This is a genomic window from Catenulispora sp. GAS73, from assembly GCF_041262085.1.
In the GTDB taxonomy this organism is placed as follows: domain Bacteria; phylum Actinomycetota; class Actinomycetes; order Streptomycetales; family Catenulisporaceae; genus Catenulispora.
This window is the reverse complement of record NZ_JBGCCM010000077.1, coordinates 1-14,081: the sequence shown is the minus strand read 5'-3', so window position 1 is coordinate 14,081 and position 14,081 is coordinate 1. Positions and strand designations below refer to the sequence as shown.

Genomic DNA, 14,081 nt, shown 5'->3' with positions numbered 1-14,081 from the left:
TGCACCCGCTCAGCCATCTGCCAAGTCTGATACACCCGCCCCGTCGGCGGCACTCACCACACCGACGGGGCGAACATTGCCTGATACGGCACTAGCTGCGCGTTGGAAGGTTTGTGGCATCGCTATGGCAGTGGCTATGTGTACCGTCACAGCGGCGAGTCGGTGTCGGCCACCTCATTGCGACGCCTCTTGGTGAGCCAAGGGTCGGGCAGACGCTGATCGCGGACGGACAATCTTTGCCACGTTTGTGGCGCACACTTCCAACATGACGAGAGGGGATATCTACATGCTTTTCAAGAGGCTTATCTCGGTGATCGTGTGCCTGAGCGCGGTTGTCTTAGCGGGCGTGGCCATCTCCGCCGGTCCCGCTGCGGCACTGGCGACATACGTGGAGGACGTCCCTTCCGGTTCTGCGCAGACGGTGGTGGTCGACATCAGTTCCAGCGCTGGGCTACCGGACGGCACGGTGATTATGAATATCACCGGCAAGTGGTACAGTCCGAACGCCTACCTTGCTGATGCGCGCGTTCAAAACGATGGATCCAACTGGGTTCACTTTTACGCCGCATCGACTTTCCTCGACGCTGGCGGCCAGTTCGACGTGCAGCTGGTCGATGTGCCGCCCTTCAGCAGTTCGGATACGCCGATCAACCGTTGGATCACCGGTACCTTCTCGACCTCATGGCATTTCTTCATCTACGGCACGATGAATGATTCGGGGCCGGGCGGGGCGGCGGTAAGGATCGAAGAGGCTCCTGGCGCGACTAACAACTCGAGCGTGTATCTCGCGGGCAACCCGAGTGACACGTGGGCTGAGTCGTGCCACAGTCGCGAAATTTGGCTGGATGGAAACAACTATCAGTGGAACGTGGATGGGTTCTTCAATGTGGCGAATCCGCGATCGATCTACTTGGCGACGGGCTGGTATTTCTGGCAGGATTGCCTGCTCCCTGAAAACGGGTACTACATTTACAATTCATCTTTGAAGGGTGGAGTCGGTACGGCATATCTGGGAGTCATGTCCTTGAGGATTCCTACCGGTACGTGGAACTGGGGCTCCTACCTCGTTCTATAGTCGCGAGACCTGGAGCAAATGATCGGAACTGTAGGTGGCCCCCCGTGGGGTGACGTGAAGCGTGCGCACCATCCGGGCAAGGTCGAGCCCGTTACACGCTCCCGGCGCTGGAGGAGTTCACCCGGCTGACCCGGGCCTGGCAGGACGGCGGCTGCTGCGTTCAACCAGGGCTCGATGGCGGTGCAGACTACCTCTACGTGTGGGTCACGGGATTCACCTCAAGGCCCGCCTGGTCCACGACGAAGTCGACGCGCTCGGGGTCCCGGCCGCAGTCAGCGAGGTATTCCCGCAGACTGCAAACAGCGGTGTTGGCTCTGCAAGGTTGCCAATGTCCTCAACGTCTGCCCAGGGCGCCTAGCCCGGCGCGAAGGACGTGATCATGGAGATCTGGAACGCCAAGGACCGCGAGTACGCCGTAGGTACCGCGCACGCGTTCGCCAGCGAATGCACCGCCAAATGGCCTAAGACGGCCACCAAGATCGCTGATGGCTTCGACCAGCTACTGGCGCTCTACGACTACCCAACCGAGTATTGGATCCGCTTGCGCACCGGCAACCCCGTCGAGTCCACCTTCGCCACCGGCAAGCACCGGCAGCGAGTCACCAAGGGGCCCTGTCCACCGGCCGTCAGTATCGCGATGGCGTTCAAGCTGATCGAGTCAGTCCAGGCCCGCCGGCGAACGGTCAACGCGCCGCGTTTGGTTGTCCGGATCCGCGCCGGCGGGGAGTTCGAGCGGTGCCGATTCCTCGAGCGACCTGACGGATCGGGAGGTCACCAGCAACCCGCCTGACATGCCGATCAACCGGTGACCGATGAGTTTGATCGGCGCGCCCCGTCATACCTAGCACAACGCACCTACGGAAAGGACAATCCAATGACCGAGCTGAACCCGGAGCTCGCCCGGCAAACGATCATCGAACACAGCCGACGGTTGGCGGAGGCGGCCGTCGCGGCCGGACCTGACGCCGCCGTGCCGACAACCCCTAAGTGGACCATCACTGAGTTGGTCGAGCACATGGGCCAGACCCAGAACTGGGTCGCGGAGATCATCGAGCGGCGCATCACCGACCCCACGCAGCTGCCTACGGAGTTGGCCGTACTCCCCACCGACCGCCGCGAGTGGCAGGCGTGGCTGTCGGAGTCCGCGCAGCGTGCTGCGAGCGCGTGCTCCGATGACGCGTTGGACGCGCCGGTGTTCAATGCCGCAGCCGACGAGCGGAGCGGGACACGATTCTGGATGGTCGGCCTCGTCAGTGAGGCGGTCGTCCACGGCTTTGACGCGGCCAACGCGGCTGGCCGACCGGCCGACGTCGACGTCGACGCCGACATCGCAGCCGCGCTCATCAGTCATCACCTCGCGATGCTCACCTCCCCCACGTGGGAGATGCAGCGCTCTGAGTCCGCTCACGCCATCCGCGGCACCGGGCAGAGCCTGCAGTGGCTGGCCACCGACGTCGCGGGCGACGAGGGCGCTTGGTTCGTCGAACAGCTGCCTGACGGGGCTACGTGGCGGCCCGGAGCCCAGCAGGCCGACGTGACGGTGACAGGTCCGGCACTATCGCTGTTGCTGATCTTGACCCGGCGACTCCCTCTCGCCGACCGCGAAGCCACCAAGGTCAGCATCGACGGCGACACCGCCCTCGTCCAGCACTGGCTCGACAACACCGCCCACGTCACGGACTGACGGGCACCGAGGCGTCGACCACCACGGCAAAGACGACGTTCGGGCACGACGCCGGTACGAGACGCCGTCAGCGGAGAAGCAACGGACGCCGGCGGGGACCTGTTCGTCCCGGAGCTTCAACGTGTTCGAGCGAACTGACTAAACAGGAGATGATCAGCAAGGCGCCCGACACGCGGTTTCACGGGACTCGACTTTTCGTCGAGTCCCGGTGGCCTCGTCCACCGACCACATCGTGTAGATCGCTGACGCGTCGCAGGTGTGGTTGGTGGGCTGGTTGCCGTCGGGGGCCGGCGCGCTCGGTTTGTCGGTATACGCACATACTGTGACAGCCGCCGCATGCCTTCGGCTGGAGGGAACGACCGCTCGTCCGGGATCGCAGTCCTGGGACAGCATGAACAACTGACCTGTCGGCTTTGAGAGCCGGGCAGGGTCGGGACCTGCGACCAGGGGTCGCACTGCTCTCCGGTTCGCCCGCAACCACGAGATCCCCTTTGCCGATCGCACACCGGGGATTCAATGCCATCCTTTTGACGTTCGCACCGTCAGTCGAGTGGCTGGCATCGACGAGACTCGCCGCCGAATGCGAGTCTTCGTCCCGTTCCGGATTGCCACGACGGTCTCGGGTTGGATCAGCAGGCAGGCACGCATCTGGCAGGCCGGGTGCGGCTCGTTGCGATCACCATGTGCGCTACCTCTAAATCTGCGTACTTTTCGCACTTCAGCGGCCAACGGCTCTCGACTGCTGCCCCCGAATTCGAACTGGCACCGCACTGGAATTGCCCTGGAAGGAGTCTGGCAGAGCGTAGGGCTACGGTCCGGATACTCGATCTTGTTGATCTCGAGTGTCAGGAGAGTCGCACATGACCAACGCGATTGGGCCGGACGCCTCGGTGCGCAGGGTCCTGCGTTCGTTGCAACATCCACTGAATCGTTTAAATGTCCGTAATCGGGGAGGCTGTGCGCGCGATGGCCGGCAAAACGTTGGTTCTCGGGCTCGACGTCGGTGGCACGACGTCTCGTGCTCTGCTGGCCACGTCCGACGGGCAGCAGCGTGGGGCGGGGCGGTCCGCCGGTGGAAATCCCACGGTGCACAACGCCGTCGTGGCTGCGGCGGCTGTCGAGGCCGCCGTGGGCGAAGCGATGAACGGATCGGATCCTGAACAGCTGGCCGCGGTGACAGTCGGCTTGGCCGGCGGTGGAAAGTTGACCTCAGTTCTGGAGGCGGGCGACGCGTTCGGTCGGATGTGGGAACGGGTCGGTGTCGACTGCCAGGTCTCCTACGTTCCCGATGCCTTGGTCGCTTTTGCTGCCGGCACTCCCGCGAAGGACGGATCGGTGTTGCTTGCGGGAACCGGATCGATCAGCGCCGCCGTGCGGCGCGGACGTGTGACCGCTCATGGAGACGGGCACGGATGGTTGCTCGGCGATCGTGGATCAGGGTTCTGGCTCGCTCGGCAGGCGGCTGTCGCCGCTCTCGCCGATCTGGACGGGCCTGGACCGGTGACTGCGCTGACGCAACTGGTCGTGGAGTCGCTCTTCGGCACCGACTCGGCTCCGAGCGCCCTGGACGTCATTCTCGCCGTCACGGCGCGTACCCCGAGTGAGCTCGCCGATCTCGCACCGTTGGTCACCACCGCCTGCGAGGCCGGAGACCCGGTGGCCCTTCGCATCGCTGAGCGTGCTGCCGAACTCCTGCTCGCGACGCTCTCCTCGGTGCGGAGCCCCGGGGAGTCCACAGCGATCGTGCTGAGCGGCAGCGTCCTCACACAGGACACCCCGGTCGCCACGGGCGTCCTTCGAGGTGTCGCGGAACTGTGGCCGGAGGCCCCGGTATCCCAGGCCACTGACGGTGCCGCCGGCGCGGCCTGGCTGGCGATCGAACGTCTGCCGGGTGGCGCGCTGCCAGAGGCACGTACGCGGTTGTTCGCGGACTCCGCGAAGGCAAGTAAGACCTGAAACTCCATCAAGCACTTGCAGAGCACACCACCACATCATCAGCCGGGCACCTCCGGCGTTCGCACCTAGCCGATCAGGAGACACCGTGTCACATTCTGGGATACCTGCTGACGTGAGCCGTCGGCAGCTGCTGGTCAGGTCCGCCGCGATCGCCGCGATGGTCGGCCCGGGCTCGGCCCTCGCGGCCGGTTGCGCGGCCGGCGGCAGCAGTAAGTCGCAGACCGGCACCACGAGCGCTGGCAACCCGTTCGGGGTGAAAGCCGATGCCCCGCTCGACGTCTACGTCTTCAAGGGCGGCTACGGCGACGATTACGCAAAGGCCTTCGAGGCGATGTACACCGCGAAGTTCCCAGCCGCGAAGGTCACACACACCGGTGCCCAAGACATCACCGGCGACCTCCAGCCGCGCTTCAACGCCGGCAACCCGCCGGACCTCATCGACGACTCCGGCGCCAAGCAGCTGAAACTGGACGTCCTTCACACCAACGGCCAGCTGACGAACCTGGACCAACTGCTCGACGCCCCGTCGATCGACGACGCGTCGAAGAAGGTGCGGGACACGCTCTTGCCGGGGACGATCGGGATCGGCCAGTTCGGCCAGAACATGTTCTCGCTGAACTACGCGTTCACGGTCTGGGGCCTGTGGTACTCCAAGAGCCTGTTCCAGAAGAACAACTGGACTGTCCCGAAGACTTGGGATGAGTTCATGGCCTTGTGCGCGACCATCAAGGCGACCGGCATGCCGCCATTCTGCCACCAGGGCAAGTACCCGTACTACATGATGGTCCCGCTGATGGATCTGGTCGCCAAAGCCGGCGGCGAGGAGGCCATGAAGGCCATCGACAACCTGCAGCCGGGCGCATGGAAGACGGACGTCGTCAAGCAGTCGGTCGACGCGATCTACGCGCTCGTCGACAAGGGCTACATGCTTCCGGGCACCGAGGGCCTGACCCACATCGAGTCGCAGACTGCGTGGAACCAGGGCAAGGCAGCCTTCATCCCGTGCGGCTCGTGGTTGGAGAACGAGCAACTGAAGGCGACGCCGGCGGGCTTCGACATGGCAGTCATGGCGATGCCGCCGATGACCGGCGACAAGATGCCGGCCAACTCGATCCGGTCCGGCGCAGGCGAGCCTTTCATCGTCCCGGCCAAAGCGGCCAACCAGGCCGGCGGACTCGAGCTGATGCGCATCATGTGCTCAAAGGCCGGCGGCGCGTCGTTCGCGCAGAACGCCAACTCGCTGTCGGTGGTGAAGGACTCGATCACACCGGAGATAGCGGCCAAGCTCAAGCCGGGTACCAAGTCCAGCAACGACCTGCTTACGGCGGCGAACGGCTCGACCATTACCTGGAACTACGTCAACTGGTACTCCGCGTTCGAGACAGACCTGGAGAACGCAATGGGCGAGTTGATGGCCAACCGGATCAAGCCGGACCAATTCATCACACGCGCGCAGGCGGCGGCCGACAAATGCGCCGCCGACTCGTCGATCCAGAAGTTCACTCGCGCGTGACGCGCTCCGTCATAGGGCCCGAGCGGCCGTCCGCGGCCGCCGGGACCTGGCCCGCGTCCCCTCACTACACTTTCCGCGCCGATCAGGAGCACGCAACATGCGGCTGCGCAAGAGAACGAGACAGCGGCTCTTCATAGCCACCTTCCTCGCGGGGGCGTTGACCCTGTACTCGGCCTTCGTCCTGTGGCCGTACGCCGAGACGTTCGGCTACTCGCTGACCGACTGGTCGGGTGTGGCCCCGCCGTCGAAGATCGTCGGCTTGCAGAACTATACAAAGCTGTTCGGCGACGATGTCTTCCGACAGGCGCTGCTGCACAACCTGCTCCTGCTGGTCTTCCTGCCGATCGTCACGATCCTGTTGGCGCTGTTCTTCGCGTTCATGCTCAATGTCGGACGGGGCGGCCGTGGAGTCGCAGGCGTACGCGGCGTCACGGGTTCGGCGTTCTACCGTGTGGTCTTCTTCTTCCCGCAGGTGTTGTCGGTCGCCATCCTCATCATCTTGTTCCAGGCGGCCTATCGGTCCGACTCCGCGGGCCTCTTCAATGGGATCGCCATCAAGCTCGGCCTTACCGACAAGAACCATCCGCTGGAGTGGCTGAACTCGCCGGGCACCGTGATGTGGTGCATCATGGCGGTCCTGGTATGGGCGATGGTCGGTTTCTACCTCGTGTTGTTCTCGGCGGCGATGCAGTCGATCCCGAGGGACTACTTCGAGGCCGCGCTGCTGGACGGGGCCAGTCGCAGTGAGACCTTCTTCCGTGTGACGGTTCCGCTGCTATGGGACTCGATCCAGACCGCCTGGGTCTACCTGGCGATTGCCGCGATGGACGCCTTCGCACTCGTCTCGACCCTGACGCCCGGCACGTCCTACGGCGGCGGGCCGGACCACCATGGCGAGGTCCTGGCCACCTACCTGATGCGCAATTTCTTAACCTTCGGGAAAGCCGGCTATGCCTGCGCCATGGGAGTAGTCATCTTCCTCATCACCCTGATCCTGTCGCTCGTCGTCCTGCGCGTCACGCGCCGCGAGCGCGTCGAGTTCTGAGCGCGGAAGGACCGGAAGCACCTGTCATGGATATGGACACTGATTTGAGCGCGAGAACCGAAGGAGCCATCTCCGGGTCCGCAGGGCCGGCGGGTCGAGGCCCCCACGGTGCTCGCGGGCGTGAGACCCAGTTCGCCCAGCAGGGACGGGTGCTGAACGTCTTTGGCAACGGCTTCCTCATACTCTGGGCGCTTCTGGTGATCCTGCCGATCCTGTGGGTGGTGTTGGGGTCGTTCAAGACCGACTCGGAGATCGGTGGCAGTGCCTGGTCCTGGCCGTCGCACTGGTCGTTCGACGCGTTCGGCCGCGCGTGGACCAAGGGCATTGGCGGCTATTTCGGGAACACGGTAATCGTGCTGACGTTCTCAGTGACGCTGACGATGCTATTCGGCTCCATGGCTGCCTACGTATTGGCCCGCTGCGAGTTCCGTGGTAACAGGTTCATCTACTATCTCTTCGTCTCCGGCGTGATGTTCCCGGTGTACCTGGCGCTGGTGCCGCTGTTCTTCCAGGTGAACAACCTGCATATGCTCAACACTTACCAGGGTCTTGTGCTGGTGTACGCCGCGTTCTCCATGCCGTTCACCGTGTTCTTTCTGCACGCGTTCTTTCGGACCCTGCCGACTGCGGTGTTCGAGGCGGCGCTGCTTGACGGAGCATCGTACACAAGAGCTTTCTTCCAGGTCATGGTGCCGATGGCGAAGCCGGGACTGTTGTCGGTCGGCATCTTCAACGTCCTCGGGCAGTGGAACCAGTACTTGCTGCCCGTCGTGCTCATGCAACGGCAGCGCGGGCAATCCCAAGCGCATCAGATGCTTTCGCAAGGACTTGTGAATCTCCTCGTCGCCCAGGGCTACTCCGGCGACTACCCGGCGCTGTTCGCCGGCATGACCATCGCGATGATCCCGGTCTTGGTGGTGTATCTGTCGTTCCAGCGGCAGGTACAGGCCGGCCTTACTGCGGGGACGTTCAAGTAATGACCCCGCAGTCCCAGAACGCGGGGCCCGCGGCGACTACCCTGAGCGCGCCGCGGGCTCCGCGCACCATCGCGGTTAGGGTGGGGACGAGCCAGACGCCGAACATGAGGTCTGCGAACGCCCCCGCATCGAAGGTGCCCCTGACGAACTCGAGGACCGAGGCGTCGTGTAGGCGGGTGCGGACGCAGACCGCGATGAGCACCGAACTCAGGGCCCTGGTCCAGAAGGCGGCTGGCGGAGTCGGGGCAGTCAAACCGCTAGGCCGCGGTCCGCCTGATGCGTCCGACGTACTTGGCTTCGAGGGCGTCATTGTGCTTATCGCCTTCGGCGATGTTCGCCGAGAGATAGATCGGGGGTTCGATGCCGCGCGCGATCAGCCGCTCGATGGTCTCGGCCACCACCAACTGCGCAAGAAGTGCGCTGCCGATCGAGGACACCCCGCACGCGCTGGCGCCGCCGGGGAGTTCGAGTACCGCGTCGCCGTAGGGCGCACCGTTGTCCAGGACGACGTCGGCGAGTTCGAACAGCCGCTTGCCGGACGGGTGACGGGAGGTGATACGTGAGGTGTGAGCCATCGACGTGATGGCGATCAGCCGGTGGCCCTTGGCTTTGACCAGCGCGGCCATCTCGACGACCGAGCCGTTCCCGCCGGAGTTCGATGCGATGACGAAGATGTCCTCGGCTGCGACCGGCGAGAGTGCGTAAACGCGGTGCGCGAGCAGCGGATCGCGCTCGGCCTTGAGGTCCATCAGCACGTCCACTGGCTCGCCGCCATAAATCACGACGTCACGTAGGGCCAGCTTTTCGCTGGAGATGAAGCCGCCTGCACGCCCTGCCAGCTCCATCGCCACGGCTTCGGAGTGACCGGTGCCGAACGCCCGTAGGACACCGCCGGCGGCCAAGCTGTCAGCGACGAGCTCGGCGGCGGTTCCCACGGCATTCATCTGTGTGGTCTCGACATGATCGGTGACGGAGCGCACGGCGCTGAGGAACGTTGTTCTTAGGGGATTCATGGAACGATTCAATCCTGCCCCGGAGCACAGGTCAAGGGGCGCTTGGTCGTGCCCGTATCTCAAATGCCAACGTCCCACGCTCAATTGATGATCCATATCGCTGGGCATTGACAAGGCTCGGCCGCAATGGCTAGCCTCAATTTCCGTGCGAATTGAAACGTTTCAAAACCGGAGAAGCCCTTCCCTGAGGAGCTCACCATGGCTCGAAAGTCACTACGCATCCTGCTGAGCGCCAGTTTGGCGGCGCTTTCATTAACGGCACTTTCCGTGCCCCACGCATGGGCCTCCAGCCCATCGGTCTGGGTCCAGGACGCCACCGACCGGCCGTTCACATCGACCACGGAGCCGAGTTCGCCTCCACAGTCCATAGCCCTATTCGCGGGCCGGAACGACTACGAAGCGGCACAGATCCTGCTCCGCTCGGGATCCTCGCAGACCGGCGTGTCAGTTGCCGTCGGCGCGCTCGCCGGCCCCGGAGGCGCGACCATACCGGCATCCAACGTGACCGCTCGGTACGAGTACAACCACCCGAGCATCAAGAAGATTACGGGAATCGTTCAGAACCCCCCGGACAACGGAAGCGCCTACTACGACGCGCTGATGGACGACTCGCCTCAGTCGGTCCCGGGGAATACGACGTTCGCGTACTTCTACCAGGTCTATGTCCCCGCCGGCCAGGCTCCCGGGACATACACGGGCAGCGCAACCGTCAACAGCAGTCTCGGTGCCGTCACCGTGCCGGTGTCGGTGTCCGTATACAACGTCACGATCCCGCCGACAAACCAGTCGAGCTTCAAGCAGAACAACTGGTTCACGTCCGTGGGTTGGGACTACGCGGGAACCGAGCAGGCGATCCCTGCCGAGTACGGCGTCCAGATCTATGACGCCAACTGGTGGAAGGTCGAGGCGAACATCGCCGCGAACATGGCCCGGCATCGCAACAACGTGGTCTACGCCGACGCCGAGGCGTTGGCCATCCCGAACTCGACCGTCGACGCCTCCGGTAACTACACGTTCGACTGGAGCACCTTTGACCGGTTCGTCGGGCTCTTCGTGAACTCCGGGGCGATGCAGTACATCTACACACCGACCCTGCTCGAACCCGGCCCGAACGACGATAAAAGCAATCCGCAGCTGGACACCCTCGTGCCTGCCAACGGCGTCAGCGGTGCAGTTAAGCACGTGCTCTGCCTGCCGAACAGCGCGGCGTCCGGCGGTTGCCCGGACACCAACAACTGGCTCAACCAGTTCTTCCCCGCGCTCAAGGCTCACTTGGACGCCAAGGGCTGGACAAACCATTTCTATATGAGCGGGTTGGATGAGCCGGCCACGTCGCAGCAGGCCGCAGCCGCCAACTGGTTCTACGGCATCTATGACAAGTACTTCCCAAACCCCCACACCAACGAGGCGCAGAACACGGCTTTCACTGGCGACTCCACGTTCCTCACGACTCAGAACCCGGATACCTTCATCTACGACACGAACACCGCGCTCTATCAGAGCTTCCGCATGAGCGGCAAGGACCTCTGGCTCTACACGGCTATTCAGCCACAGGGTCCGTATATGAACCGCTTCATCAGCTCCTACCTCGATGAGACGCGGTTGCTCCCGTGGCTGGACTACAAGGTCGGCGGTGACGGGTACATGCACTGGGGATGGAACTACTGGTTCAACGGTTTCACTGCACCATGGACTCCGGCCGATACCTTCAACGACCTGCAGACCGGGGACAATTGGTTGGTCCGACCGAATAAGGCTGCGTTCGACGTCTACGACAGCCTACGCAGCGAAGCACAGACCGCCGGGCTCCAGGACTACGAGCTGCTGAACCAGCTGAATGCGACGAAGCCTGATGCGGCGCGGACGCTCGCCGAGACGCTGATCACGAACCCGACGACCTACGACACATCTGGCGCCGATGTCGAGCAGCGGCACAAGCAGCTGTTGGACGAGCTCGGCTCCAGCACTCCCGACCTGTCGTTGCCGTTCACGGACGACTTCACCGGCGGCGACCACTCGTGGTCGCACACCAAGGGGTCCTGGTCCACTTCAGGGGATGAGTACGCGCAGTCCGACTCCTCGGCGAACTGGGGCATCACCTCTTTTGTCAAGGGCCGTGCCTACGGTGACTTCTCCGCGAGCGTCGACCTGCGCATCACCGCCGACAACGCGAGCGGCGGCACCGCGAACTGGGCAGGCCTGATGGTGCGCAGCATGAACGGCACCGACATGGACACCGGATACCTCATTGCGCAACGTGACAACGGCAACCTGTTCGTTTATCGAAGTGGGACCGTGCTCGCCTCCGCGAGCGTGCCCGGCTACGTACAGGGTCAGACGACACATCTCCGAGTCATCGCGCAGGGCAATACCCTGACTGTGTACTCCGGGACCGGTCTGGCACCTGTGCTAAGCGTTACTGACTCCGGGTTCTCGGTAGGCGACGTGGGCGTCGTTACCGGCGGAACCAGCGTCGCCTTCTCCAGCTTCCGAGTAACCCCTACCACGGTGAACCCGGCCGAGGGCGGGGCGGTGACCGCTTCGAGCTCGTACGAGGCGGGAGGCTGGACAGCGAGGGCGGTTGTGGACGGCCGACGTACTTCGGTAGCCGCAGCGCTCGGTTGGAGCAGCGCCAGCAACTTCACGACGAACCACACCGAGTGGGTCCAGACGGACCTCGGCTCAGTGCGGCCGCTCAGCCGGATCGACCTCTACCCGCGCGATGACGCAGGCAACGTCGGCTCGGGATTCCCGATCGACTTCACGATCCAAGTCTCGTCCGACGGCACTACATGGACGACCGTCAGCACCCAGACCGGATATCCGCGCCCGGGCGATTCCGCGCAGACCTTCCCGTTCACGACCATCGACGCCCGGTACGTCAGGGTGACGGGGACAAATCTGAGCACTGATTCGCTCGGTGAGTATCACATGCAGTTCGGCGAGATCGAGGCGCTCGGCGGCGATCTGGCGCTGGGCCGTCCGGTAGCCGCATCGAGCTCGGTGGAGGACACCTCCAGCGGCTGGCTACTCGCGGACCTCACTAATGGAGTGCACCACTCCGATTTGGGGAACTCGATGGGCTGGAGCAGCGCCGGCTCGGCGTCGGCGCAGCAGAGCCAGTGGGCGCAGGTCGACCTCGGCGGCCCCTCCCTGATCAGCCAGGTGACGCTCTTCCCGCGGGACGATGGTGCCAACACCGGGCAGGGCTTCCCGTCTGCATTCGTCATCCAGACCTCATCGGACGGCACGAACTGGACGTCGGTTTCAACCCAGAGCAACTACCCGCGCCCTGGTGCCGGCGGGCAATCCTTCGGCTTCGCTCCTACTACCGCCCGCTACGTCCGTGTCACCGGCACTACCCTGACGGCCGACGTGTTCGGGATGTATCACATGCAGTTCGCTGGAATTGCCATCAAGTAAGATGTTTCGGGCGATTTCGGTAGGACGCGCCTTATGCTCGCGAAGTGCAAGTGAGGAGCGCAAGAGAGGCGAGCAGTATTGAATAGCTCCGGGATGAAGGACGTCGCCGAGCGCGCCGGGGTGTCGATTGGCACAGTGTCCAACGTCGTCAACCGCCCTGACCTCGTCTCACCCGCCACGCGGGCGAGGGTCGTGGCCGCTATCGCCGAGGTCGGTTTCGTCCGGAGAGAGTCAGCGCGTCTGCTGCGGACCCGCCGCAGCGACGCGCTGGCGCTGCTCGTCCTTGACCTGGCGAACCCGTTCTTCGTCGAGGTCATGCGCGGCGCGGAGGGGGCGGCGCGGGCGGCCGGCCTCGGCGTCGTCACCTGCAACAGCGCGCACAGCGCCGCCGAAGAGGCGAACTATCTCGGCCTGTTCGCAGCGCAACGCGTTCGTGGCGTGCTGGTTACGTCAGTGGATGCCACCGGAGGGACGCTGGCGGCGTTCGCACGGAGCGAAATCCCGTATGTCCTGGTGGACCGAACCGTACCGGGCCGCGAAGCGTGCCGGGTCCTGGTGGACGACGTGGCCGGTGGGGCCATGGCGGTAGGGCACCTTGCGGCGTCGGGGCATCGCCGAATCGCGTTCGTCAGTGGGCCTCTTGACCTTCCACAGTGCCGCGACCGTTTGGCCGGGGCGCGCAAGGCCGCCGGGGAGGCCGGTCTGGCGGCCGGCGACGTCCGGGTCATTGAAGGCGCTCGCCTCGACATCGAGGCGGGCCGGGACGCGGCGGGTCGGGTGCTGGGGCTGCCCGGGCGGCCTACCGCAGTCTTTTGTGCCAACGACCTGCTTGCGCTCGGCGTGCTGCAGACGCTGTTCGCAGCCGGGGTCCGGGTGCCGGAGGAGATGGCGATCGTCGGCTACGACGACATCGAGTTCGCGGCGGCTGCGGCCATCCCGCTGAGTTCTATTCGGCAGCCCGCGGCGCGAATCGGCCAGACCGCGGCCGAGCTCCTGATCGAGGAGACGAGCTCGGCGGCATCGCAGCACGTGCACCAGGCCATCGTCTTCCAGCCCGAAATGGTCGTTCGCAGGTCGAGCATAGGACGTGCTGGAAACTGATCCTCATCAGGAGGAACCGGTGCGACGCATGAGATTCTTGCTGGCGATGGAGGTCGAGCTCGCCTTTGCCAGCGGTGATGAGGAACTGGCCGGCGGTCTCGGGTCCCACGCCGGGCAGGGCGTTCAACTCCGGCGCGGCGGCGGTGATAAGCGGACCCGGTTCGGCGTCGGCCTCCGCGATCTCAGCGGTGAGCTGCTGCTAGTGCCGTATCAGGCAACGCTCGCCCTGGTGACGATCTGACGTGGGCGGAGGTCGTCTGCGTGCCGGTTCCGCCAGATGATGTAGCGGCGGGT

The 14,081-nt window shown here is 64.4% G+C and carries 12 protein-coding genes; 10 read left to right on the top strand and 2 right to left on the bottom strand.

Annotated elements, in window-relative coordinates:
* Window positions 1-265: 265 nt before the first annotated feature.
* The 7 genes from ABH935_RS50275 (at window position 266) to ABH935_RS50245 (ending at window position 8,250) form a co-directional block, all read left to right on the top strand.
* Window positions 266-1,075, top strand: coding sequence for a hypothetical protein (locus ABH935_RS50275; protein ID WP_370385129.1), 810 nt, complete (start codon window positions 266-268; stop codon window positions 1,073-1,075).
* Between the two features lie 379 nt (window positions 1,076-1,454).
* On the top strand, window positions 1,455-1,865 hold the full coding sequence (locus ABH935_RS50270; RefSeq protein WP_370385128.1) for a transposase: 411 nt from the start codon (window positions 1,455-1,457) through the stop codon (window positions 1,863-1,865).
* Window positions 1,866-1,949: 84 nt separating this feature from the next.
* Window positions 1,950-2,759 (top strand): maleylpyruvate isomerase family mycothiol-dependent enzyme, encoded by an 810-nt coding sequence (locus ABH935_RS50265; protein ID WP_370385127.1) that lies wholly within the window; start codon window positions 1,950-1,952, stop codon window positions 2,757-2,759.
* 936 nt (window positions 2,760-3,695) lie between these two features.
* Window positions 3,696-4,715 (top strand): N-acetylglucosamine kinase, encoded by a 1,020-nt coding sequence (locus ABH935_RS50260; protein WP_370385126.1) that lies wholly within the window; start codon window positions 3,696-3,698, stop codon window positions 4,713-4,715.
* A 112-nt stretch (window positions 4,716-4,827) separates the two neighbouring features.
* A complete protein-coding gene (ngcE, locus tag ABH935_RS50255) occupies window positions 4,828-6,228 on the top strand; it encodes an N-acetylglucosamine/diacetylchitobiose ABC transporter substrate-binding protein (protein WP_370385125.1) in 1,401 nt (466 codons plus the stop codon).
* A 97-nt stretch (window positions 6,229-6,325) separates the two neighbouring features.
* Complete coding sequence (locus ABH935_RS50250) at window positions 6,326-7,273, top strand: carbohydrate ABC transporter permease (protein WP_370385124.1); 948 nt, start codon at window positions 6,326-6,328, stop codon at window positions 7,271-7,273.
* A 32-nt stretch (window positions 7,274-7,305) separates the two neighbouring features.
* Window positions 7,306-8,250 carry a carbohydrate ABC transporter permease gene (locus ABH935_RS50245; RefSeq protein ID WP_370385131.1) on the top strand — a complete coding sequence of 315 codons (945 nt, stop codon included), beginning with the start codon at window positions 7,306-7,308 and terminating at the stop codon, window positions 8,248-8,250.
* Here the strand turns inward: ABH935_RS50245 and ABH935_RS50240 are convergent.
* Together ABH935_RS50240 and ABH935_RS50235 are read right to left on the bottom strand one after the other, a co-directional pair.
* A complete protein-coding gene (locus ABH935_RS50240; RefSeq protein ID WP_370385123.1) occupies window positions 8,243-8,503 on the bottom strand; it encodes a hypothetical protein in 261 nt (86 codons plus the stop codon). The genes ABH935_RS50245 and ABH935_RS50240 overlap by 8 nt on opposite strands.
* 4 nt (window positions 8,504-8,507) lie before the next feature.
* Complete coding sequence (locus ABH935_RS50235) at window positions 8,508-9,263, bottom strand: sugar isomerase domain-containing protein (RefSeq protein ID WP_370385130.1); 756 nt, start codon at window positions 9,261-9,263, stop codon at window positions 8,508-8,510.
* Between the two features lie 198 nt (window positions 9,264-9,461).
* On the opposite strand from ABH935_RS50235, the gene ABH935_RS50230 reads away from it, so the two are divergent.
* The 3 genes from ABH935_RS50230 (at window position 9,462) to ABH935_RS50220 (ending at window position 14,028) form a co-directional block, all read left to right on the top strand.
* A complete protein-coding gene (locus ABH935_RS50230; RefSeq protein WP_370385122.1) occupies window positions 9,462-12,686 on the top strand; it encodes a discoidin domain-containing protein in 3,225 nt (1,074 codons plus the stop codon).
* A gap of 93 nt (window positions 12,687-12,779) precedes the next feature.
* Window positions 12,780-13,787, top strand: a complete 1,008-nt coding sequence (locus ABH935_RS50225) for a LacI family DNA-binding transcriptional regulator (protein ID WP_370385121.1) — start codon at window positions 12,780-12,782, stop codon at window positions 13,785-13,787.
* Window positions 13,788-13,833: 46 nt separating this feature from the next.
* Window positions 13,834-14,028 (top strand): hypothetical protein, encoded by a 195-nt coding sequence (locus ABH935_RS50220; RefSeq protein ID WP_370385120.1) that lies wholly within the window; start codon window positions 13,834-13,836, stop codon window positions 14,026-14,028.
* The last annotated feature ends 53 nt before the right edge of the window (window positions 14,029-14,081 follow it).

What these genes read in the sequence shown, in the direction of transcription:
- ABH935_RS50260 (WP_370385126.1), top strand. Translation starts at nt 3,696, where the DNA reads ATGTCCGTAATCGGGGAGGCTGTGCGCGCGATGGCCGGCAAAACGTTG.
- ABH935_RS50245 (WP_370385131.1), top strand. Translation starts at nt 7,306, where the DNA reads ATGGACACTGATTTGAGCGCGAGAACCGAAGGAGCCATCTCCGGGTCC.
- ABH935_RS50270 (WP_370385128.1), top strand. Translation starts at nt 1,455, where the DNA reads ATGGAGATCTGGAACGCCAAGGACCGCGAGTACGCCGTAGGTACCGCG.
- ABH935_RS50265 (WP_370385127.1), top strand. Translation starts at nt 1,950, where the DNA reads ATGACCGAGCTGAACCCGGAGCTCGCCCGGCAAACGATCATCGAACAC.
- ABH935_RS50225 (WP_370385121.1), top strand. Translation starts at nt 12,780, where the DNA reads ATGAAGGACGTCGCCGAGCGCGCCGGGGTGTCGATTGGCACAGTGTCC.
- ABH935_RS50230 (WP_370385122.1), top strand. Translation starts at nt 9,462, where the DNA reads ATGGCTCGAAAGTCACTACGCATCCTGCTGAGCGCCAGTTTGGCGGCG.
- ABH935_RS50220 (WP_370385120.1), top strand. Translation starts at nt 13,834, where the DNA reads ATGGAGGTCGAGCTCGCCTTTGCCAGCGGTGATGAGGAACTGGCCGGC.
- ABH935_RS50235 (WP_370385130.1), bottom strand. Translation starts at nt 9,263, where the DNA reads ATGAATCCCCTAAGAACAACGTTCCTCAGCGCCGTGCGCTCCGTCACC.
- ABH935_RS50250 (WP_370385124.1), top strand. Translation starts at nt 6,326, where the DNA reads ATGCGGCTGCGCAAGAGAACGAGACAGCGGCTCTTCATAGCCACCTTC.
- ABH935_RS50275 (WP_370385129.1), top strand. Translation starts at nt 266, where the DNA reads ATGACGAGAGGGGATATCTACATGCTTTTCAAGAGGCTTATCTCGGTG.